Source organism: Ningiella ruwaisensis, assembly GCF_004798935.1.
GTDB lineage: Bacteria > Pseudomonadota > Gammaproteobacteria > Enterobacterales > Alteromonadaceae > Glaciecola > Glaciecola ruwaisensis.
Genome location: NZ_RAHT01000004.1, coordinates 228,416 through 250,628, shown reverse-complemented (window position 1 = coordinate 250,628; position 22,213 = coordinate 228,416). Strand labels below are relative to the sequence as shown.

18 protein-coding genes are annotated in these 22,213 nt (G+C 43.3%); 9 read left to right on the top strand and 9 right to left on the bottom strand.

Annotated features, from left to right (window positions below; all coding sequences use genetic code 11):
* Positions 1-219 precede the first annotated feature (219 nt).
* The 4 genes from D6V41_RS10180 to mrcB all read right to left on the bottom strand — a co-directional run bounded on the left by D6V41_RS10180 (position 220) and on the right by mrcB (position 4,963).
* Positions 220-1,458 carry an ammonium transporter gene (locus D6V41_RS10180; RefSeq protein ID WP_136251397.1) on the bottom strand — a complete coding sequence of 413 codons (1,239 nt, stop codon included), beginning with the start codon at positions 1,456-1,458 and terminating at the stop codon, positions 220-222.
* A 26-nt stretch (positions 1,459-1,484) separates the two neighbouring features.
* Entirely contained in the window at positions 1,485-1,823 is a 339-nt protein-coding gene (gene glnK, locus D6V41_RS10175) for a P-II family nitrogen regulator (protein WP_136251396.1), read from the bottom strand.
* A gap of 601 nt (positions 1,824-2,424) precedes the next feature.
* Positions 2,425-2,583 carry a type II toxin-antitoxin system Phd/YefM family antitoxin gene (locus tag D6V41_RS18465; protein ID WP_277750972.1) on the bottom strand — a complete coding sequence of 53 codons (159 nt, stop codon included), beginning with the start codon at positions 2,581-2,583 and terminating at the stop codon, positions 2,425-2,427.
* 46 nt (positions 2,584-2,629) lie between these two features.
* The gene (mrcB, locus tag D6V41_RS10165; RefSeq protein WP_136251395.1) at positions 2,630-4,963 is read right to left on the bottom strand and encodes a penicillin-binding protein 1B; all 2,334 of its coding nucleotides are present in this window, start codon (positions 4,961-4,963) and stop codon (positions 2,630-2,632) included.
* 183 nt (positions 4,964-5,146) lie between these two features.
* Here mrcB and D6V41_RS10160 point away from each other — a divergent pair, with 183 nt between their 5' ends.
* The 7 genes from D6V41_RS10160 (at position 5,147) to D6V41_RS10130 (ending at position 11,857) form a co-directional block, all read left to right on the top strand.
* Positions 5,147-5,410, top strand: coding sequence for a DUF6489 family protein (locus D6V41_RS10160; RefSeq protein WP_136251394.1), 264 nt, complete (start codon positions 5,147-5,149; stop codon positions 5,408-5,410).
* Between the two features lie 15 nt (positions 5,411-5,425).
* Positions 5,426-7,225 carry a PHA/PHB synthase family protein gene (locus D6V41_RS10155; protein WP_136251393.1) on the top strand — a complete coding sequence of 600 codons (1,800 nt, stop codon included), beginning with the start codon at positions 5,426-5,428 and terminating at the stop codon, positions 7,223-7,225.
* Positions 7,226-7,283: 58 nt separating this feature from the next.
* Positions 7,284-7,709 carry a polyhydroxyalkanoate synthesis repressor PhaR gene (gene phaR, locus D6V41_RS10150; RefSeq protein ID WP_136251392.1) on the top strand — a complete coding sequence of 142 codons (426 nt, stop codon included), beginning with the start codon at positions 7,284-7,286 and terminating at the stop codon, positions 7,707-7,709.
* A 194-nt stretch (positions 7,710-7,903) separates the two neighbouring features.
* Positions 7,904-8,653, top strand: coding sequence for a phasin family protein (locus tag D6V41_RS10145; RefSeq protein WP_136251391.1), 750 nt, complete (start codon positions 7,904-7,906; stop codon positions 8,651-8,653).
* Positions 8,654-8,682: 29 nt separating this feature from the next.
* Positions 8,683-9,030 carry a phasin family protein gene (locus D6V41_RS10140; protein WP_136251390.1) on the top strand — a complete coding sequence of 116 codons (348 nt, stop codon included), beginning with the start codon at positions 8,683-8,685 and terminating at the stop codon, positions 9,028-9,030.
* Positions 9,031-9,200: 170 nt separating this feature from the next.
* Positions 9,201-10,418: a polyhydroxyalkanoate depolymerase gene (locus tag D6V41_RS10135; RefSeq protein WP_136251389.1), complete on the top strand. Its 1,218-nt coding sequence runs from the start codon at positions 9,201-9,203 to the stop codon at positions 10,416-10,418.
* Between the two features lie 245 nt (positions 10,419-10,663).
* On the top strand, positions 10,664-11,857 hold the full coding sequence (locus D6V41_RS10130; protein WP_136251388.1) for a lytic murein transglycosylase: 1,194 nt from the start codon (positions 10,664-10,666) through the stop codon (positions 11,855-11,857).
* 67 nt (positions 11,858-11,924) lie between these two features.
* Here D6V41_RS10130 and D6V41_RS10125 read toward each other — a convergent pair whose 3' ends face one another.
* From D6V41_RS10125 to D6V41_RS18175, 3 genes are all read right to left on the bottom strand, one after another.
* Positions 11,925-13,631, bottom strand: a complete 1,707-nt coding sequence (locus D6V41_RS10125; RefSeq protein ID WP_136251387.1) for a S8 family serine peptidase — start codon at positions 13,629-13,631, stop codon at positions 11,925-11,927.
* 345 nt (positions 13,632-13,976) lie between these two features.
* On the bottom strand, positions 13,977-14,699 hold the full coding sequence (gene phbB, locus D6V41_RS10120) for an acetoacetyl-CoA reductase (protein WP_136251386.1): 723 nt from the start codon (positions 14,697-14,699) through the stop codon (positions 13,977-13,979).
* Between the two features lie 186 nt (positions 14,700-14,885).
* A complete protein-coding gene (locus D6V41_RS18175; protein WP_168711010.1) occupies positions 14,886-15,059 on the bottom strand; it encodes a hypothetical protein in 174 nt (57 codons plus the stop codon).
* Between the two features lie 121 nt (positions 15,060-15,180).
* On the opposite strand from D6V41_RS18175, the gene purU reads away from it, so the two are divergent.
* Together purU and D6V41_RS10110 are read left to right on the top strand one after the other, a co-directional pair.
* On the top strand, positions 15,181-16,029 hold the full coding sequence (gene purU, locus D6V41_RS10115; protein WP_136251385.1) for a formyltetrahydrofolate deformylase: 849 nt from the start codon (positions 15,181-15,183) through the stop codon (positions 16,027-16,029).
* Positions 16,030-16,228: 199 nt separating this feature from the next.
* Complete coding sequence (locus D6V41_RS10110; RefSeq protein WP_136251384.1) at positions 16,229-18,430, top strand: M3 family metallopeptidase; 2,202 nt, start codon at positions 16,229-16,231, stop codon at positions 18,428-18,430.
* Between the two features lie 100 nt (positions 18,431-18,530).
* Here the strand turns inward: D6V41_RS10110 and D6V41_RS10105 are convergent, their stop codons facing one another.
* Positions 18,531-19,835 (bottom strand): 3-deoxy-D-manno-octulosonic acid transferase, encoded by a 1,305-nt coding sequence (locus tag D6V41_RS10105; protein WP_136251383.1) that lies wholly within the window; start codon positions 19,833-19,835, stop codon positions 18,531-18,533.
* Positions 19,832-22,123, bottom strand: coding sequence for an ATP-binding protein (locus D6V41_RS10100; protein ID WP_136251382.1), 2,292 nt, complete (start codon positions 22,121-22,123; stop codon positions 19,832-19,834). Before D6V41_RS10100 ends, D6V41_RS10105 begins: the two co-directional genes overlap by 4 nt.
* Positions 22,124-22,213 lie beyond the last annotated feature (90 nt).

Below are 22,213 nucleotides of genomic sequence, written 5' to 3'. Positions count from 1 at the left end.
AGAAACTTAAAGCGCCAAAGAAACTTAAAGCGCCAAAGAAACTAAAAGCAATAGCATCGTTTTAGCCCGTGGCTCCTCAACAAAAAAGTCCCGCTATCATGAACTATCACGTAATAGCGGGGCCGATCAATCCAACTGTCGTTGGTGGTTGCGTCTTGTTCTTCTTATTGTCTTATTATTCTTATTTTAGCAACCGTCTCCCTAGATATTCGTCTTCATTTAAGAGCGTGACTGTGTAAAGTCAGGGTAAGCTTCAAGCCCACACTCACTTTGATCCACCCCTTCAAACTCTTCTTCTTCAGATACTCTTACACCCATGACTGCTTTAATTGCCAGCCATACCAGTAAGCTAGTGAAAAATACCCAAACAAAGATAGTCAGCGCACCTACAATTTGACCGGTGAACGATGATTCACCGTTTGTGACAGGTACAAGCAATAAGCCAAGCAAACCTACCACACCGTGAACAGATATGGCGCCAACCGGATCGTCAATCTTCATTTTATCAAGCCCGACAATGCTGAATACCACCAGAATGCCGCCAAGTGCACCGAAAATGGTTGCTTGAAGCGCTGAAGGCGTTGAAGGTTCAGCTGTGATGGCAACCAGACCGGCTAGTGCGCCATTAAGTGCCATCGTTAAATCGGCTTTACCATATAAAATACGAGCTAACAGAAGGGCAGCTACCGAGCCACCTGCTGCAGCCGCGTTGGTATTCATAAAGACTACCGCTACCGCATTTGCAGACTCTACTGAGGCAGTTGCCAAAACAGACCCGCCGTTAAATCCAAACCAGCCCATCCACAATATAAACGTACCTAAAGTGGCAAGCGGTAAGTTTGCACCCGGAATTGCATTAATCTTTCCATCGGCAGTGTATTTACCTTTACGAGCACCCAGCACAAGTACGCCTGCTAAAGCCGCTGATGCGCCAGCCATGTGCACAATACCTGAGCCTGCAAAATCTGAAAATCCTAAATCGCCAAGTACGTACATACCAAATACAGCCTCGCCATTCCAGGTCCAGGCTCCTTCCATTGGATAGATAAATCCGGTCATCACAACTGCAAAAAGTAAAAATGACCAAAGCTTCATACGTTCAGCTACCGCGCCTGAAACAATCGACATCGCTGTTGCAACAAACACTACCTGAAAGAAAAAGTCGGCAGAAGGTGCGTAAGTTGCCGGGTCTTCAGCAACGCCAGTGGCGCCGTCGCCGGTAATGCCCGATAAGAAAAAGTCGCCGCTATACATAATTGCATAGCCGCAAACCATGTACATGATGCAGGCAATTGAATAGAGCGCGATATTTTTTGTTAAAATTTCAGTGGTGTTTTTAGCGCGAACGAGTCCAGCTTCCAGCATTGCAAAACCTGCAGCCATCCACATAACAAATGCGCCGCAAATCAAAAAGTAGAAGGTATCTAGTGCATACCCGAGTTCAAATGTGATTTCCATGATAATTCTCCGTAAGTTTTAACGCATTAAAGCGCGTCTGCGTCAGCTTCGCCGGTACGGATACGCACCGCTTGTTCAAGGTCGTAGACAAACACTTTGCCGTCGCCAATTTTTCCGGTTTTTGCTGCACCGACAATGGCTTCAACCAAGCGCTCAACTTGATCGTCCTGAACCGCTATTTCTAATTTAACTTTGGGAAGAAAATCGACTTGATATTCTGCACCACGATAAAGCTCGGTATGGCCTTTTTGACGGCCAAAGCCCTTTACTTCGGTGACGGTTAACCCATCTATACCAATCTCCGAGATGGCTTCACGAACATCATCCAGCTTGAAAGGCTTGATGATTGCAGTGACTAGTTTCATAAGTTGCTCCTGCTATTTAAGTGTGTTTGTGTAAAACGGTCTTGAATAAAGATTCGTCCTGCATTCACCAATACAAAAGCAGTGCCAATAAATTTAAACTATATATTTCATATACTTAAGGCAGAGAAAAACAGCGGAAGGGCAAATATTCGCACTACTTAGGTGCAAGTGTTCCAAAATGATCCTATTAACTAACGTAAGCATCTAGCGATATTGCATCGTTAGGTGTTCTGATTTAAACCGTGCAAGCGAAAGAGATCTGGAACTGTCATCGCCCAGAGTCATCCTCTTACATCACGCTGCTTATCTGACTTTTGCTAGTTCGTATTTTTTCATCTTCGTTCTTTATTAGGTTTACTGAAAATGGAAGACGCTTTAAAACTATTTTGATTAGAGGGTAGGCTTACAAATGTGCTATTTGCATGAAAGCACGGAAACTGCGGACTATCGATTAAATCCTCGCTAGCAAGCTTAGTTAATTGGATTGGCACTGTTATTTAGCCCTAAGTTTAGCTTCCTTTTTGATTTCGTCGATGTTTAACGTGCCGTAGATTCCACTATCCCTGCCTGCTTGCACTGTTGCCTGGAGAATTTGAGCTTTTTAGGTGGCATTTTCTCCACTAAATAGCAACATACCTTGCTCTTTACCATTGCGAGTTATTGATACTGGCCCAGATTGGGCCTTCATCAATAGTTCGCCGAAAGAGTTTTTAGCTTCTGTAGCTGTGACTGCTTTGATGCGTAATATCTCCAGCCGCATCTCAGTGGTTGTCTTCTCAAGACCTGTTACCAATTGCAGATATCAATCACCAATCAAAAATCCGCTCCAACCATGAACGTTCTTTTTTAGGCGCTTTTGGCGGATTATTTTGAACGGCGGCGCAGGTATCAGGGCTTGGCAAAGCATCTGAAATCGCCGGTACGCTGATAACATTTGGGCATCCCGCCTGCATGTTTGCCCCAGTCGTAGCATCAAAATGCGCAATCGTTAAACTATCAGGGAAGCGGCGCGACAAGGATTTGGGCGAACTAAGCTTTTCAAAAGCAATAAATATGGGCAAAGCACCCGTTGCGCCCGACATATTAACCGGCGTGTTATCATCGTGACCAACCCAAACACTCGTGACCAGGTTGCGATCAAAGCCTGAAAACCAACTGTCCCGATAATCGTCAGTGGTGCCGGTTTTTCCTGCCATATTGATGTTTGAGAACGCATTTTTGATGGCACGCGCTGTTCCCTCTTGTGTGACTTTATGCATCGCGTAATTAAGTAAATAGGTAGCATCTTCGTTTGCACGGCGCTGAGATACATCCTCGCGTTGCCAAAGTAAAATGTTGTCATGCGTTGTAACAGCATGAAGTGCATGCAAAGGTTTCAGTATGCCATTATTGCTTATGACCTGATAAATCTGATTTACTTCAAGAGGTGAGAGTTCTACTGCACCTAAAGCAAGAGAAGGCAGTGGCTCTACCGCTTTGTTGTATCCTAAGCGCTGAAGCGTCGCCGCCACTTCATCAAAGCCAATTTGCGCAGCAAGATTCACTGACGGCACATTGTAGGAATTAACTAAGGCATCAATAAGGGAAACTTCGCCTCGAAAGGTCTTATCGGCATTCTGTGGACGCCACTTTTTCCCGTCTTTATCATCAAATTCAACCGCCTCATCGGCCAGGCGTGAAGCAAGATTAAACTCATACGGATTTTCTAATGCTGCCAAATATACCACCGGTTTCATTAGCGAGCCGATTGGCCGATAAGCATAAAGTGCGCGATTAAAACCGGCAAAGTCTGTTTGCTTTGCGCCTACCATGGCACGAATGCCGCCGCTTTGAATATCGCTGACTACCATCGCTCCTTGAATATCAGGGAGCTTTCTGGATGTTTCAATATCCTTTAGCGTATTAACCAGTGCCTGCTCAGCACGTCGCTGTGCGTTGATGTCGAGCGTTGTGAAAACCTTTACACCAGAGAGTCTTGTATCTGCCGCAGGCACCACAGAAAATAGCTCTTCTCGTACTTTATCCATAAAAGCAGGATGCTTGCCAGATGCAAGGCTTGGACTTGCAGCGGTTTGCAAGGGTTGGTTAAGCGCTGCCTGGTATTCGCTGGCATTTAAATTTTGTGCATCAAATAAAACCCTAAGCACAAGATTGCGTCGCTCAAGCGTTCGTTCTTTGTGTCGCACAGGATGATAGTAAGAAGGCCCTTTGACCATACCCACCAAGGTCGCTATTTCAACCAAGGTAAGTTCTTTCAGTGGTTTGTTGAAATAAAAGTGACTGGCCAAGCCGAATCCGTGAACCGCTAATTTGCCGTTCTGACCTAAAAACACCTCATTTATATAGGCATTGAGGATCTCGTCTTTGTCATATCTGGCGTCAATCACAAGCGCCATTGCGGCCTCTCGTAACTTTCTGACGTAGCTGCGTTCGCGGCTTAAATAAAGATTTTTAACCAATTGCTGCGTGAGTGTGCTTCCACCCTGAACAGTTCGACCCGCGGCGATGTTTGCCAACAGGGCACGTGCAATCGACAAAGGAGCGATACCGTGATGCTGATAAAAGTCTTTATCTTCCACTTCAATCAACGCTGTTTTTAATAAGGGCGGGATATCATCATCACTGAGTAACATCCTGTCTTCTGACAAGCCTCCCACAAGGCGCGATATCAACCACGGCTCCAGCATTACGCTCCTTGCCTGCTCTTTGGTATCCACTAAAGCAAGCTCACCGATACGCGAACCTTCCCAGCTTACGTCTAAAATACGCTCTGGTGCTGCAATATTGCCGTACTGAAAGGCGCGACGATAAATTCTGAAGGTCTTAGTCGCGCCTCGATTTTCAATACTAAATTCACCTACTTCATCGGCTTTATTTACCTTTCGGTATCCCAAAAGCTTGAGTTCATCGATGATTTCTTTTGGCGTGATTTCCTGTTTGAGCTCTAGCTTGAGCGGTCTGGCATAAATTTGAGCAGGTACTTCCCACTTGTTTCCCGCAAAGCGCTCACGCACCTGTGCATCTATGTAGACAAGATAACTGCCAACAACAACAAGAAAAACAAAAGTGAGTTTAAAGAAGTGACGTTTAAGCCATCTGAACGGAGCTAGCAACACAGATGGTTTTTTTGATTTTGCCAAATTTACCTTACCTAATTAAATACTGCACAAAGCTTGCTTGAACGATTCTGCCTGTTGACATGAGCGCGCTGTTCGTTTTAAGACCAAAAACGCTTGCATTTTAGCTGATACCTTAGTCGAAAACACTAGACATTAGTCAGGCAGATGCTTAGGCTAAAAGTTCAACAATCCTAATTGGAACGGATGATGAAAGTTAAGATCAATCTAGAGCTAACACCTGCCGAAGCGCGAGAAATGTTTGGACTGCCAGATTTTAGCGAGTTACATCAGTCTTTAACAGCCGACTTAATGAAAAAGTGTCAGCAAGATCCACAAATGGCATTTGATACCTTTATTAAACCCGCTATGCAAAGCGGAATGTCAGGCTTTTCTGCCTATCAGGAAATGATGAGCAAATTTATGAACATGAGCACCGGCTCAACTGCCAAAGACAAAGGCAGTCAATAGAGAAGAGGAATTCTCATGGGAACTGATGAAAGCGAAATTCTCAGCTTTTTAGATAAGTATGCCACGGTATTTAATACCATGGCGCAAGATATTCTTAAACGGGCAAATAATGAGGGCGCGCAAAGCTATCCCAATCCTTTTAATCAAGAGCGACTGCAAAAGCTATTAAGCGGCGAAACGAAAATAGATGCCAACAAACTGGTTCAAAATCAGTTTGATTATATGCAAAAACAAACTGAACTGTGGCAGTTAGCTACTAAACAAATGCTTGGCGAGTCAGTTTCTGATGAGCAGAGCAAGGCCCATTCAAAAGATAAAGCAAAGCACAAAGGTGACAGGCGCTTTAGTCATCAGCAGTGGGACGAAAACCCCATTTATAACTACATTAAGCAATCGTATTTGATCAATGCTGAAATGGTCACTAACTTGGTTGATGCTATCGAATTTTCTGATGCTAAGAGCAAAGAACAAGCGAAGTTTTTTACCCGTCAATACGTGAATTCCTTATCTCCAACAAATTTTGTGCTTACTAATCCTGATGTTTGCGAAGAAATGTTGGCAACTAAAGGACAGTCGCTTATAAAAGGAATGCAAGCCTACCTTGAGGATTTGGAGCAAAGCCCGCTTGAAGCATTTAAAATGCGCCAAACCGATGCAAAAGCATTTACGCTGGGTAAAAATCTCGCGTACACCCCGGGAAAAGTCATATATCGAAATGAGCTCATAGAACTTATTCACTATGCGCCCACCACAAAAACCCAGCATGAAGTACCCGTGTTAATTACACCTCCCTTTATCAACAAGTATTATGTAATGGATCTGGAGGAGAAAAAATCTCTTGCAAAAGGTTTGTTAGACAGCGGCTATAACGTCTTTATGATTTCGTGGGTGAATGCAGATTCCGAGCAACGAGATAACAACTTTGTTGATTATATGAGAAAAGGCCCTCTGGCTGCGATTGAGGTCGTGAAAGAAATTACCCAAAAAGACCAGGTCAACCTGACGGGCTTTTGTGTTGGCGGAACACTCAGCGCAGTAACAGCCGCCTATTTGCGCGGCATGGGTGATAACAGTATTGCCTCGTTAACCCTTCTGACAACCTTGCTCGATTTTACAGAACCCGGCGAAGTAGGTAATTATTTTAGTGAAGATATGCTGCCAATGATTGAGCAAAATGCCGAAATTAAAGGCGTATTCGACGGTCGCATCATTGCTATGAGTTTTAGCTTGCTTAGAGAGAACTCATTATTTTGGTCGTTTTTTATTGATAATTATCTTAAAGGCAAAGATCCTGCGCCATTTGATATTTTATATTGGAACAGTGATTCAACCAACATTCCAGCCGCTTGCTTTAAACAATATTTGCGCATGACTTACTGGGATAATGCTTTTAAGGACCCGGGCAAGGTAAGTATTGATGGTATTCCAATTGACTTTGGCAATATTGATGTTCCCACTTATTTTTTAACAACCGTAGCCGACCACATCGTATTATGGAAAGGCGCTTACGAAGGAACAAAGCTAGTAAGCGGAGATACGCGTTTTGTACTGGCAGGTTCTGGGCATATCGCGGGGGTTATCAATCCTACCAATGGTGGCAAATACCCGCATTGGACAAACGACGAACTGCCAGAGTCCCCAGAACAATGGCTTGAGGGAGCAAAGGAGCAAAAGGGCTCGTGGTGGCAAGACTGGCATGCGTGGTTAAAGCCAAATGCGGGTAAACGAAAGACAGCCAGATTGCCTGGTAAAGACGAGTCTTATCCAGGTATTTGCGATGCACCAGGCACCTACGTACTGAAACGACTAGAGTAAATCGTGCTAATTGACTATCATTACACCGCATAGCCAATTAACGAGGCAGTAAATTTTTGTGATAATCATAAAGAAGTATCCAAATCGCAGACTCTACGACACAAGCAAAAGTCAGTACGTTAACCTTGAGTATATTAAAACCTTAATTAACGACCGTACTGAATTTAAAATCGTTGATTCAAAGACAGACGGTGATATTACTAAAAGCGTGCTTTTACAAATCATCAGCGAGTCTGAAACAAACGAAAACCAGTCACTGCTGACTGACGCTTTGCTAAAAAGTCTAATTCGATTTTACGACGGCGACATGCAAGTATTTGTTCGACAATATTTGGAACAAAGCCTTGTGCAATTTATTGAACAACAAGATAAAGTCCAGGGCTTAATGAAAAATATGGTCGACAATTCTCCAATTGGTCTTTTTACCAAGATGATGGAAAAGAATATGGAAGCCTGGCAGTACGACAAAAGTCGCAAGAAGTAATTACTTTTATTAATCATACACTTACATAAAAACAGTCTTTTCCCCATAAAGAATGTTGCACTGCAACAAAAAAGTCCTTGATCTTTTATTTAAATTGTCTATTATTCGAACATCAGCGATGTTGCAGCGCAGCATTTTAATGTATGCAGTAGATAAAAGCGCTTTCGCATTAATTTAATCAAGAGGTCAAGACAATGTTTGGTAACTTTTCTCAACAATTGAAAAAATCTACAAAGCCAGCCAGTACTTTGCTCGAAATGAATGCGAAAACACTTGAGCTAGTATCGAAGCAGCAGACGATTTTCTTTTCTGGTGTTATGACAGACAGCGTTAAGCTGCTTGAAACGCTATCTGATCAAACAGAACTTAAGGGCATGATTGCAGCACAGTCTGTTTACGCTGAGTCGGTAAGAGAACGTTTTACCAGTGCGTCAAAAAGTACCTATAGTGCACTAAATGCGATGCGCAACGACGTTGCCGACGTTATGAAAAGCTCTTTGGAAGACGCTAAAAACAACGCTCAAGAGGTAGTTGAGCAAGCGGTTAAAACAGCAACTTCTGGTACAAACATGCCAAGTGAGGCTGCAGCACCCGCTAAGGCAAAATCGGCCGCAAGCGCTAAGCCAGCAAAAGCAAGCAGTCCTAAAAAGCCTTCTGCTAAAAAGCCTGCCGCAAAAAAAGCAGTAGCACCTAAAAAAGCGGCTCCCGCTCCTAAAGTGCAAGCTAAGGCAGAGGCCAAAACTATTACCCCCCAAGCTACGCCACCTGTTATTGAAAAGTCAGCGGACAAAGCAGAGGGAAGTAAACCGACACAGAACAAACCAGCAGTATCTGCGTCAAAGGCGAAAAAACCAGCGCCGAAAAAAGCCGTCGCTTCGCTAAGCGCCGCAGATGTAAAAGCAAAACCTGCTGATGACAAAGCAGATACAGCACCAAAATCTTAATACACTTAACGTAAATTTGGAGAACGACAATGTTTGAACAATTAAATGAACAATTTAAAGAGTCTTTAAAGCCTGTAACAGAACTTGCCACTTTAAATATGACAACGCTACAAGAGCTGGCAGAAAAGCAAAATGCTTTATTTACCACGCTTTTATCTAGCGGCGCATCATTTGCTGAAACAGCAAGTCAACAGAAAGACGTTATGAGTCTTGCTGAAGCACAAAAAGCCTATCTTGAAAGCTTACAGGAAACTATCACTGAGTCTGCAAAAGAAACTTACACTTTGGTTTCTTCAGCGCAGCAAAAAGCAGGCGCAATGATAAAAGGCATGAGTGAAGAAGTTACAGCTAAAATGACGGCAGCTGCTAAACAGTAATCGATTTAACATCTTTGATGTTAATCATTTCATCATGTTTGCTCATTATTTATGAGTACATGCAGATAAACTCCAATTAACTGGCGAAGTAACAAAAGTTAGTTCGCCAGACTTGGAGTTTTTTTCGCCTTGTCGGAGAATCTTTTCGGAGAATCTTTTCGGAGAATATTATGAGTTATCAAGCATACGATTACCTTGCTCGCACCGGTCAAATGATGAACGAGGGCTTAAGTATTGTAAACGATATGATTTCCCATCCTTCGAATCCTCTTTCATATACATGGACGGGCCGTTTAACTCGTGCAAGCTTGGAAACCGCAATGCGTTTTACCAGGCGTTACGACAAAATGGGATTTGATATTGTCGAGGTCGAACGGCAAGGAAAAAAATATAAAGTACGTGAAGATATTGTGCTAAGTAAACCGTTTTGCGATTTGGTTCACTTTAATGCAGTCGGTCATACTGATAAAGATAAGGTATTGCTAGTTGCGCCGCTCTCGGGCCATCATGCAACGCTGCTAAAAGGCACAGTGCAAGCTTTGTTGCCTGAGCATGAAGTCTATATCACTGACTGGGCAGATGCTCGGGAGGTTCCTCTGGATGAAGGCCCCTTTAGTTTTGATTGTTACGTTTCGTATCTTATCGAGTTTGTGAACTATTTAGGTAAAGACACTCATATGATCGCTATCTGCCAGCCCACGGTGCAGGCGCTCATTGCCACCGCAGTAATGGCAGAAGAAAAAAATAAGAACACACCCAAATCACTTACGCTTATGGCGGGTCCTTTAGACACAAGCAAAAATCCGACCCGTGTTAACGAGTTTGCGCACCGTCACCCCATGTCGTGGTATAAAAATGTTGCGATCATGACGGTTCCCGTTGGTTATCCTGGTGAAGGCAGAAAGGTCTACCCGGGCTTTATGCAACTCGGTGGATTTATTTCCATGAATCAGCAGACTCATATGCAAAAATACGCCAACTACTTTCAAAACTTGCTGTTCGGCGAAGATGAAGATGCAGATAGATTTCGTGCATTTTACGATGAATACATGGCTGTTTTGGATATGCCAGCCGAATTTTATCTTGAAACAATAGAGCGCATTTTCAAAAATAACGAAATCGCCAATCGAACCATTACGTATCAAGGTAAACCCGTTGACTTTGACGCCATTAGCAATACCGCCTTGTTGACAGTAGAAGGCGCAAATGACGATATCTGCGGTCTAGGTCAAACCGAAGCAGCGCAGGATATTTGTCGCAACATTCCCAAAAATATGCGCAAACATCATGTTCAAGTAGGTGCCGGTCATTACGGTATATTCAGCGGCTCAATGTATCGCAAGAATATTCGGCCTGTTGTGACTGAATTTATCAATAAATACGCCTAGTTATTGTTGCAATTGCGCTTTAGATATAAGGCTACTCGCTTTTTAAGAGTAGCCTTTTTTATTTGCAGAAGATAATCGCCATTCAAACACAAAGCGCAGAGCGCTTGCGGCATCGAACTTTGTCGGATAGCATCTGTCAAAATACACACTTTATTTTTGGATAAGGAACATCTCGTTTGAATCGCCAAATTCTACGCTATTTCGCTCCGGTAATATTAATTACGCTCCTTGTAAGCTCCCTTGGTATGAGCGCAACATTTGCAAAAGCAGACGAGCTTCAAAATTATATTGAGCAGCAGCGCAGTCAATTTCCTGCTTGTCTTGACGAAAAAGCGAAACAGGCAATAGAAGCCGGCGTTAGCAATGAGCGCGTGAAAACCGAGTTTGCTTCTTTGACTTTTGTGCCACGTGTGATTGAACTGGATCGTTCTCAACCTGAATTTGTCTCAACTTTCCCTGATTATTTTAGTAAACGCGTCAATCAATGGCGCATTGATAGAGGGCGTGAAAAATATGCAGAGCATCGCTCTTTTTTAAATGAGCTGACCCAAAAGTACGGTATTCCCGGGCATTATTTAGTTTCATTCTGGGGGCTTGAAACCAATTATGGTGGCTACAAAGGTAAGATGTCGACGCTCGATTCACTTGCTACGCTTGCCTGTGAACCTCGCCGCGCCAGTTTTTTTACTCAAGAACTGTTTTTAGCCTTAAAACTCATGGACAGAGAAAAATTAGACAAGGCGCAAATGCAAGGGTCATGGGCCGGTGCAATGGGACACACGCAATTTATGCCTAGCGCGTATACGCATTATGCAATTGACGGGGACGGCGATGGTTTAGTGAATTTATGGGAAAGTGAAAAAGATGCCTTAGCATCCGCCGCGCATTTTTTATGGAAATTAGGCTGGACGCCAGGATTACGCTGGGGACGCGAAGTGTTACTGCCATCTGACTTTGACTACACGCTAGCCGGTGCTGAAAGAAAAACCGTTTCACAGTGGTCCGCACTTGGCCTTAAAAAAGCAGACGGCAGTGGATTAGGCAATGCCGACATTGAGGCAAAATTACTTGTCCCTGCTGGTTCAAAAGGGCCCGCGTTCTTAGCCTATGCCAATTTTCGAACCATTTTACGTTGGAATAATTCAGAGTTTTATGGCATCGCAGTGGGCCGTTTAGCAGATCGTATCGCCGGTGCCCCCGCGCTTGTTGCCTCATTACCTGAGCTACCAAGCTACAGCATTGCTCAAATGGCTCAGGTCCAGCGTAATTTAAATCAATTAGGCTTTGATGTCGGTGGCGCAGATGGCATCATTGGACCTGCAACACGCGCTGGAATACGTGCTTTTCAGGCACAAAACGGTTTGATTGCTGACGGTTTTCCTTCTCCTGAAACACTATTGCTTATTGCCGAGCAAGCAGAAAATTCATCGCTCAATTAACAGACAAATATGAAAACAGCCACAAGAAGTAAGCTTCTTATGGCTGTTACACTCTTATGTTGTCTGCTTATTCGTAACTATATCTCATTGTTACGTTACTATAATTTGAATAAGCTCGGATACCAATGTGGTAGGTACCTGCCTGTGGATTGTTGAAAGTACAGGTTTCGTTATTCCCGTTTCGATAAGGACGACAATCATAGCTATTGGTTTCAGGTTGCGAACCGCGTTTAATGTACAAGTCGGCATCACCGCTACCACCAGAAATACTGATTGTTAAAGTCGATACGCCCGCAGGAACATTCCATGTGTATCGCTTCCAATTATTGCGACTGTCAGAAAGATTGTTTAGTTGTCCACTGACCGGCTCAACACCACCGCCACCACCATCTGAACCACCACTTCCGTCACAGCCATTTGTTGCGATATAGTCATAAGCATCTCTTGCTTTGACAATCCCATTGCCGTAGAAATTATCTCGCCCGGCTGCGCCTTTGTCTTTTGCTGTGACATTTAGCGCGTTACGGATTTGTTGATTAGAGCACTGCGGGAAAAAACTCCATACTAGCGCTGCCGCACCTGCAACATGCGGCGTTGCCATTGAGGTACCACTGATTGAATTATAGGTGTTGGTGGGCCAAGTAGATGTGACTGATGTTCCCGGACCAGCAATCTCGACCTGATCATTGTACTGAGAGTATGATGCGCGGTTCTCACTCGAATCTACCGCGGCAACAGAGATAACTGCCGGATAGGATGCCGGATAGGATTTAGTACTGTTACCGGCGTTGCCCGCTGCAGCAACCAGCATGATCCCATCATCCACAAAACTTTGCATCGCATTGCGCTCAGCAGAGGATGAAGAGCCACCGCCTAAGCTCATGTTGACCACATTTGAGCCAGCGTCTTTACATTGGTCAATGGCAGTAATCAAGTCAGAGGCGAATGTCCATTGGCCACTGTCATTGAAGATTTTTACGATATGCATATTCACGCCCGGATATACACCAACAACACCCTCATTGTTGGAGATTGCACCAATGGTTCCAGCAACGTGTGTTCCGTGTCCATTGCCGTCGTTATACCAGTTACCTACCGAGCTATTATTTGCAACTCCCGAAAGTCCGTCATTGATTTCAGGTAGGTCTGGGTGACCATAGTTATAGCCAGTATCAATAACGCAGACTCTGCGACGGGATGTATCATTTTGATTAAGCTGAGTGCCCTGCACCATCGTAATGCCGTAAGGCGTGCTTTGCGCCATTAAGCTTCGTTTGGCATCAATTGAAATAGTGTCAATATTCGGATTGTCTGCCAACTGCGCAAGTGCCGTCTTGCTCAACATCGCCACCATCATCTTGTGGTTTTCCAAACTTCTGACAGGCTGTGCACCAGCGGCTTTTAAAATGTTTTGAGCATTTGCAACATTGAACTGGCCATTTTCTACCGCTTTGATAGCAGGCGTTCCTCCTCGAGAAAACCTATCTGTGGCGACTGCCTCGTCTTTCGTTTCTTTGAAACTGACAATATAGCGTTTGGCTAATTTTTCTTCGATGAGATCCTTGCCAGAGATGTTGCCGCCTCGGCCATAGGCAGCAGAGCGGCTAAGATCTGCAACTGCGCTATCGTTAAACGAAGCACTTTGTGAAGTATTGATCCTGTCGTCGGAGCTGGTCACTTCTACCGGTGAGGTGGCAGCAGCTACGCTAGTTGCCAAAAGCGAAAAAGCTAAGGCGCCAACGCCCGTGGCGACTTTTATTTTTATATTAGACATTCAGTGATTCCTATTTATGTTTTTGGATTGTGTTGATTGCTCAAAAATTAGGAGCTTTTTTACGCTACTCCCATAATAGAAATCACGCAATATAGATAAGGCATTGTTTTGAATGATTTTTTTAAATAGAAATTGTTACTTTTTCGCGACAATACACTTGAGAGGCATAAAAATTTAATAAAAAACAACGTATTAAAATCATTACAAACGTAATTAATTATTTACACTGTGCGTCAGATGTAATTTTTTTGTAAAAAAATCCGACAAATTTTAATCTGTCGGACTATTGTTGAGAATTTTTATGTTTGATAAGAAACAGTTAAACAGAAATACAAATGCCATACGTTAATACATGTGTTGGCCACCATTTATCGACAGCGTTGACCCCGTTATAAAACCCGATTCATCGTCTACTAAAAACGCGACGCTGTTGGCAATGTCTTCTGGTTTACCCAAGCGTCCAACGGGGATGGTCTTGATTATCTTTGCCAATACCTCTTCAGGAACGGCGCGCACCATATCCGTATCAACATATCCAGGCGCAATTGCATTCACCGTTATCCCTTTGCCTGCACCCTCTAAGGCTAAGGCTTTAGTAAAACCATGTATGCCAGATTTTGCAGCTGCATAATTAACCTGCCCATATTGTCCTGCCTGGCCATTAACTGATCCTACATTGATAATACGGCCAAATTGGCGCTCTCTCATCCCCTCAATCACAGCTCGGCATGTATTAAAACAAGAGGCCAGGTTGGTTTGAATAACGGCGTCCCATTGTTCAAAGCTCATCCTATGCATTGTACCATCCCGTGTTATACCGGCATTGTTCACCAACACATCGATTGGCCCGTACTCATTCTCTATTTTCGTTATCGCCTCTTGAACTGCATCAAAGTCAGATACATCAAATTTAACCGCTGGAATGCCCGTTCTTTCTGTGAATTCAGCAGCCTTTGCGTCGTTGCCCCCATAGTTAGCAACAACCTTGTAACCTTTCTTCTTTAAGGTAGTGCAAATTGCTTCTCCAATACCGCGTGTACCGCCTGTTACTAATGCTACTCTAGCCATTTTTTCTTTCCTTACTGTGCGTATATCCTGATTAGCATATACCTGTTGTGTCTAAAAAACATGCAATATTGTTATAACGCGTAAGAAATCGAGTTGTTATGCTACTTTGGTAGATTGATAAAATTTTAGAACGGGTACTTGATTTGCCGCAAAGACTTAAACGAACATTTTACAATTGATAATCGCTCATGCTGAAAAAACGGTAACAGGCAAATCTTCGGGCCCTTGCTCCAAGGCTATTTGCAAATCTTCGTCAGTAAATCCTGCGTTGGTAAGCGTCGCATATGCTATTTGTCTCGCAATGAAAGTTTGGCTAGTATCGCAGTAAGTAAGCAATGCTTTTTCGATATAACTGTTCATAATGGTAAAAAAAAATGATTAAGACTATAGTCTTAGTTACGCAACTTTCATGCCTCAGTTCAGTATATTTTTTGAACAATTTATAGATAATTGATTTTCTTATCATTTGGAGTAAGATTTTTTGAAACACACCGCTCGACTCGTGATTGACTGTCCTGATCAAGTCGGCCTTGTTGCCGCTGTATCTGAATTTCTTGCCGCTAACCGGGCAAATATTTTAGAAGCCAGTCATCATACTGACACACACATTAATCGTTTTTTCATGCGTCATGAGATTGAAGCAGATACAGATGAAGCAAGTATTTATTCGCTTCGTCAGTCTTTTTCAAAGCTTGCTCAAAAATTTGAAATGAATTGGTCGCTTAGCCATTCGAACGAAAAACAAAACCTGGCGCTTCTTGCTAGCCATGAGTCACATTGTTTAAATGACGTGTTGCATCGTTGGCACACAGGGGAATTGCAATGCAATATACCTTGCGTCATTTCAAACCATCCATCGATGGAACAATACGCTACTTGGTATAAAGTGCCTTTTCATTTTATTGATTTTAGCGACAAAACACGCGCATTTAATGAAATTGATAATTTGCTTGAGCACTATCATATCGATTTAGCTGTGCTTGCCAGATTTATGCAAATTTTGCCCACAGACTTGTGCGATAAATACGCACATCGCATCATAAATATTCACCATAGCTTTTTGCCCTCTTTTGCCGGTGCTAAGCCCTACCAACAGGCCTATGATCGGGGAGTGAAGCTTATTGGAGCGACTTGCCATTATGTGACGCCTGATTTAGACGAGGGTCCAATTATTGAGCAAGAAGTGATGCGTATTAGTCATAGCGATAGCGCCCAGGATATGGTGCGCAAAGGAAAACGCTGTGAAATCAATGCACTTGCAAACGGCATAAGATATCACCTGGAAAAACGTGTTATTGTGTGTCAGTCAAAAACCATTGTTTTTGATTAATGCGCGCTTAATTAACTTCGAATAGTTTGATATTGCTATTTTTTGAAACTCCCGTTGAAAGTTGTCACACGAGCGCGAATAATATTAATAAGTGCCCAGCCCAAATACGCTCACAAATTGCTTTGATAGGCAAACCTGATTGCGTACTTAAATAAGTAAGAGGCACCCTCCACTTAAGCTGTTTTAGGATCAACGACCGATGAAAAAACCTTTACTTTGTTTTGTTAGCGCCTCAGTCATAGCCGCGTTGAGCGCTTGCTCACCTGCGCCTGAGTCCGCCAGTACTGCTCAATCCACCACAGAAGCGGCTGAACAAGTCTCTGCTCAAGCTGACTACGACAATGTTCTATTAGCTGAGTATCAGGGCCCGTATGGCGGTGTTCCCGCCTTTGATAAAATGGATTTAGCACTACTCAAACCCGCTCTGGAAAAGGGTATGGAAATCGCCTTAGCTGATTACGAGGCAATTGCTAACAATCCTGAACCTGCTACCTTTGAAAATACGATTGTAGAGATGGAGCGGGCGGGCAGTGAATTAAACCGCGTATTCACTTATTGGGGAATTTGGGCATCTAATAAATCCTCGCCGGAGTTTCGCGCGATACAGCGAGAGATGGCACCAGAACTATCTGCATTTCAGTCTAAAATAACGCAAAATGCGAAATTGTTCGAACGAGTGAAAAGCGTTTATGAAAGTGACGCGCTTGCATCGTTAACAGAAGAAGAGCAGCGGATCATATGGATGGCTTACAACGAATTTGCCAGAAATGGCGCAATGCTTAATGAGGCAGATAAAGCACGCTATGCGCAAATCAATCAGGAACTTGCTGCACTGCATACGCAGTTTTCGAACAATGTCCTTGCTGATGAAGAAAATTACGTACTCTACATTACTGACGAGCAATTAGACGGTTTACCAGAGTCTTTCGTAAAAGCGGCCGCAACAATGGCTGAGGAACGCGGAGAGTCAGGAAAATATGCGATTACCAACACGCGGTCATCTATGGATCCATTTTTGACTTACTCTACCAATCGAGAGTTACGCGAAAAAGTATGGCGAACTTATTACAGCCGCGGCGATAACGGCGATGAGTTTGATAATAACGAACTTATAAAAGAAATCCTGACTTTACGTCATGAACGCGTCAAGTTGTTAGGATATGACAACTATGCGCAGTGGCGTTTGGAAGATCGTATGGCAAAAACGCCTGAAAACGCCATGGATTTGATGAACAAGGTCTGGCCAGCGGCGATTGCAAGAGTTGAAGAAGAAGTAGCCGACATGCAAGCCATTGCCGATGCTGAAGGTGATGACATTACCATCATGCCTTGGGACTATCGCTATTATGCGGAAAAAGTCAGACAGGAAAAATACGCGCTTGATTCGAACGAAGTTAAACAATACCTGCAGCTTGATAAATTACGTGAGGCGATGTTTTATGTTGCAGGGCGTTTATTTAACTTTGAGTTTACGCCAGTAAAAGAAGGCAAGGTACCTGTATTTCATGAAGACGTTAAGGTTTGGGAGGTAAACGATAAAACCAGCGGCAAATTTATCGGACTTTGGTATCTTGACCCCTTTGCAAGAGAAGGAAAGCGTTCTGGCGCATGGGCCACCACCTATCGTAGTTACACCACCTTTGATGGTGAAAAGTCGGTACTGTCGTCGAATAACTCAAATTTTGTAAAAGGCGCTCCGGGGGAAGCAACGCTTATTTCATGGGATGACGCAGAAACCTACTTCCATGAATTTGGTCATGCCCTTCACTTTTTAGCGGCAGATGTAAAATATCCATCGTCTCATTCAGGCGTGCGTGATTACACGGAATTTCAGTCTCAATTATTGGAGCGATGGCTGCTGACGGATGAAGTGATCAATCAATTTTTGGTGCACTATCAAACGGGCGAGCCGATTCCACCGGCCTTAGTTGCCAAAATCAAGCAGGCATCGACCTTTAACGAAGGCTTTAAAACCACGGAATATATGGCGTCTGCAATTATGGACCTACTTTACCATACGACCGACCCTGCCCTGATAGAGCCAGATGCATTTGAGCGCGAGCAACTGCAAGCCCTGGGAATGCCAGAAGAGATTGTGATGCGCCATCGTTCTACGCAATTTGGCCATGTCTTTTCAGGAGAGGGGTATGCAGCCGCTTATTATGGCTACATGTGGGCAGAAGTGTTAACCTCTGATGCAGCTGAAGCTTTTGCCCAAGCCCCTGGCGGTTTTTACGATGAAGAAGTAGGTGAGCGCTTAGTTAAATACCTATTTGCAGTAAGAAACGCAATGGACCCCGCAGAGGCGTATCGAAAATTCAGAGGACGCGATGCGAAAGTTGAAGCCTTGATGCGCGACCGTGGCTTCCCGGTAAGCGAATCAAAAGACGACTCAAAATAATTGGAAAGTCCTTACTAAGGACGTTTTGACCCTCGATGCATTGCTCGAAATATTAGGTGTATCGGGGGTTGTTTATAGCTAATCTCAGGTAAACAATTCGCTAGAGAAAAGGTTTAATGCTAGCGAATGTTGTCTCAAGCGCACCTGCGTTTTTATGGATCACTTGTAAACCCTGGCCGCCTAATTTACGTGACAAGGCTTTATCGCTTAAACACATGTCCGCAAACTGTATCGCTTGCTCTATTTGTTCAATAATTTTAAGGGCACCTGCCTGCACCAACATATCGCAAATCACCGGATTATTATATAAGCTGCTTCCCATCATCATAGGCTTTGCATACAAAGCACATTCAAGCGCATTATGTCCGCCTTTCGGCGCAATACTGCCTCCAATAAAGGCAATATCTGAAAGTTGGTAACAGGCTTTTAACCATCCCATCTTATCAACTAACAATACGTCCTCGATTGAAGAGCGAGATTCATCGCTGGCTTTAATCACATTGAGACCGGCAGCATTGATAATTTGATAAACCTCCTCAAAACGATGGGGATGACGAGGCACAACTATAAGTTTAAGCGCTGGATGCTTTAGTTTAAGCGCCTGGAACACCTCAACAATAAATTGCTCTTCGGAATCGTGTGTGCTGGCAGCGAGTAAAACAGGGATGCCATTTAACGCGTAAGTGTTTATAAAAAGGTGCGCTTTTTCAGCATCCTGCTCAGACGCTTTTATGTCAAACTTCATATTCAAAGTCAGTTTGAGCTGTTGTTTATACACGCCAAGTGATTTGAAATTGTCATAAGATGCCTGGCTTTGTGCTCCAATAACATCAAACTGACGAAGAGCCGGTCGAAATAAGGCCCGCAAACGCTGGTAAGTTGAAAAGGAGCTATCAGATAAGCGAGCATTGACTAAGCAAACCGGAATATTTCGTCTGACACACTGACGTAGCATATTTGGCCAAATTTCAACCTCTGTGACCAACACCAACTTAGGTTTAAGTACGCTGAAAAATCGAGACATAAACCAGGGAAGGTCAATTGGCAAAAACGTATGGTGCACGCGATCTTTAAATAGTCCGTAGGCATGAACTGCACCGGTAGTTGATGAAGTCGACACTGTGATAGAAATTTGAGGATATTCATTAAGTAGTTTGTTAATGAGGCCAGCGGCAGCATTTATCTCACCAACCGAGACGCAGTGCACCAAGATCCCCTGCGGCTTTGGCGTAAAATTCAAGCTACCAAATCGCTCGGAAAGCTTTCGTTTTTGCGAGAACTCCTCATCCAATATTAACTTTTTACGCAATAAGAAAAGCACAAGCGGAAAGAACAGGCTCAGTATAAGCGTGTATACATAGCGACTTAAGCGCTCAAAGACATTTTCTCTTTTAAATCGGGTCATAAATTTCGGGTGACAGTATCGATAAGCTCAGAGCGTGTAAATGGTTTGATAACAACGTCCACCATGCCAGCATCGTAGCAACGCTGTATATCATCTGCAAAACCATGCGCAGTTGCCGCAATAACAGTTAGATTGCGCAGTTTTTCATCTTGATGATGCTTAATAAGACGCGTCGCCTCATAGCCATCCATAACAGGCATTTGACAATCCATAATTACGGCATCAAAGTCTGGCCCTTCTTCCAATATTTCAATCGCTTGTTTTCCATTTTCAGCAAGACTGACTTTTGCGTTAGCCGCTTTAAGCATTTCTGTACAAATAATCTGATTAATATGGTTATCTTCTACAATCAAAAAGTGCCTACCCGCCAGCACTTGCGTTTTATCCAGTTTGTTGGGCGTTTGCTGATGTAAAAGCGCTTGATAAAATGCTTGAGGCTCAAAGTCATTTTCAGCAAACTTGTCAAAGCACAGTGCCAATTCATGATCTATTTCACTCACTTCATCAAGTTTTGTAAATCCTTCCGTATGCAAGGTGTTCAGGCAGGACTGTGTGGCAAACAACTTTTGATTACTGGTAGTCACACGCAGCACCGAATGCAACAACAAACTGGCTTTGCTTGGCGCAAGCGGAAAGTCCAAGATAAAAATTGATATAAGTGCTCGGTCGTTTTTTATCGTTTGAATTAAGGCATGAGGAGTGTTTTCAACGACAATTTTACCCGGCGCCTGTTGTGCAAGCGTTGTCATTATCTCATACATTTTTTCATTTGGAGTGAAAAAAATTGCTGGCTGAAAGCTCACGCCAACGGGTGGCTGAGCATCATGATGGAACTCGCCTAAAGGCAGTGAAAACCAAAACTCGCTTCCGATCCCTGCCTGACTGTTAACGCCTAACTCCCCCCCCATCATCTCAACTAATTGTTTGCTGATACTGAGACCTAATCCAGTACCGCCAAATTCGCGTGAAAAGGTATTATCAACTTGCTGGAACTCAATAAAAAGCAGCGAAAGGTCTTTTTCGCTTATGCCAATGCCGCTGTCTTTAACCAAAAATAGCACATGGTGCTTATCTTTAAGGCTGATGTTAACCTCAATCCTTCCCGAGCTTGTGAATTTTACGGCGTTGCTACAAAGATTGTTTAGAATTTGCTCAAGGCGAAAAGGGTCAAAGGTAAAGTAATTTGGAACATCGTCAGCAATGTGCAATTCAAACGCAATGCCTTTCTTTTGTGCGGCCACTTTATGGATGTAAAGCGCTTCTTCTACCTTATTCCTTATAGACTCAAGCGTGCTGTTTACGACAAGCTTGTTAGCTTCCAGTTTGCTGTAGTCCAAAATCTGATTGACCAAATAATGCAAGCTCTGCGCACTTTGCAAAATCATGCGCGTATATTCCTGTTGCTTCTCGCTGAGTTGAGAAGCACTTAACAATTCTGTCAGCCCAATGACACCGTTAATGGGTGTTCGAAGTTCATGACTCATAGTAGCTAAAAATGCGCTTTTAGCCCGCATCGCCTGATTCGCCTGGATGGCAGCTTGTCTCATATGCGTGATGTCTTGAAACGCGCCTTTAAGTTCAACCGGATTGCCATCAATTAATTGCGCATATCCTACGGCTCTTACCCAAATTTCACGCTTTTTTGCCGTAATAAATGGCAATTCCAGGTCGAAAGGTTCACCAGATAGTAAACATTGCTCAACAGTTTTATTGATTACTGCCCTTGCACTTGGAGCGTAATAGGTAACGGCCTCTTCAACGCTGATTGGATAGCCAATAGGTAAATCGTGAATGTTGTAGACTTCATCAGACCAGGTTAATGAATTAGATTCGATGTCCAGGGAGTAGAAGCCTAAATTTGCAATTTTTGCGATCGTTTCAAGTATCTCACTGTTTTCTCTTAACTGAGACTCAAGACGATATTGGTGCGTGATATCTTCTACATAGACAGCGAATCCATGTATGTCTTTGCCATTAAATTGCGGATGAATTGTAAAATGAAAGCTGTACACCAAGTCGGTCTTTACTTTTATTTTTAAGTCTTCACTTGCCGCTTGACCATGCTCAAGCGCTTGTTGGATCCGCGACCAGTTTTTACGATTGACTATTTTTGAAGCGATATCAAAAAATGACTGTGATACGTTTACATGAAGACGCTCACAAAACATATGTTTGGCTTGCTCGTTTACCCAAGCAATATTGGCATGTTTATCTAACAAAACAATAGCGTTGGTAGCATATCGCGTGGCTTGAATAAACTGTTGATTTTCAACTTTATTTAATTGCAAGAGCGTTTGCCACCTCGCCTTTTATATCTATACAAAACAGTAAAACAAAGCTTTTTTACTGTAAAGGTAAATTCTTAACAATTTTTATTA

Coding starts and splice junctions, on each gene's coding strand:
- D6V41_RS10180 (WP_136251397.1), bottom strand. CDS start 1,458: ATGGAAATCACATTTGAACTCGGGTATGCACTAGATACCTTCTACTTT.
- glnK (WP_136251396.1), bottom strand. CDS start 1,823: ATGAAACTAGTCACTGCAATCATCAAGCCTTTCAAGCTGGATGATGTT.
- D6V41_RS18465 (WP_277750972.1), bottom strand. CDS start 2,583: ATGCGGCTGGAGATATTACGCATCAAAGCAGTCACAGCTACAGAAGCT.
- D6V41_RS10160 (WP_136251394.1), top strand. CDS start 5,147: ATGATGAAAGTTAAGATCAATCTAGAGCTAACACCTGCCGAAGCGCGA.
- D6V41_RS10155 (WP_136251393.1), top strand. CDS start 5,426: ATGGGAACTGATGAAAGCGAAATTCTCAGCTTTTTAGATAAGTATGCC.
- D6V41_RS10145 (WP_136251391.1), top strand. CDS start 7,904: ATGTTTGGTAACTTTTCTCAACAATTGAAAAAATCTACAAAGCCAGCC.
- D6V41_RS10140 (WP_136251390.1), top strand. CDS start 8,683: ATGTTTGAACAATTAAATGAACAATTTAAAGAGTCTTTAAAGCCTGTA.
- D6V41_RS10135 (WP_136251389.1), top strand. CDS start 9,201: ATGAGTTATCAAGCATACGATTACCTTGCTCGCACCGGTCAAATGATG.
- D6V41_RS10130 (WP_136251388.1), top strand. CDS start 10,664: ATGAGCGCAACATTTGCAAAAGCAGACGAGCTTCAAAATTATATTGAG.
- D6V41_RS10125 (WP_136251387.1), bottom strand. CDS start 13,631: ATGTCTAATATAAAAATAAAAGTCGCCACGGGCGTTGGCGCCTTAGCT.
- phbB (WP_136251386.1), bottom strand. CDS start 14,699: ATGGCTAGAGTAGCATTAGTAACAGGCGGTACACGCGGTATTGGAGAA.
- D6V41_RS18175 (WP_168711010.1), bottom strand. CDS start 15,059: ATGAACAGTTATATCGAAAAAGCATTGCTTACTTACTGCGATACTAGC.
- D6V41_RS10110 (WP_136251384.1), top strand. CDS start 16,229: ATGAAAAAACCTTTACTTTGTTTTGTTAGCGCCTCAGTCATAGCCGCG.
- D6V41_RS10105 (WP_136251383.1), bottom strand. CDS start 19,835: ATGACCCGATTTAAAAGAGAAAATGTCTTTGAGCGCTTAAGTCGCTAT.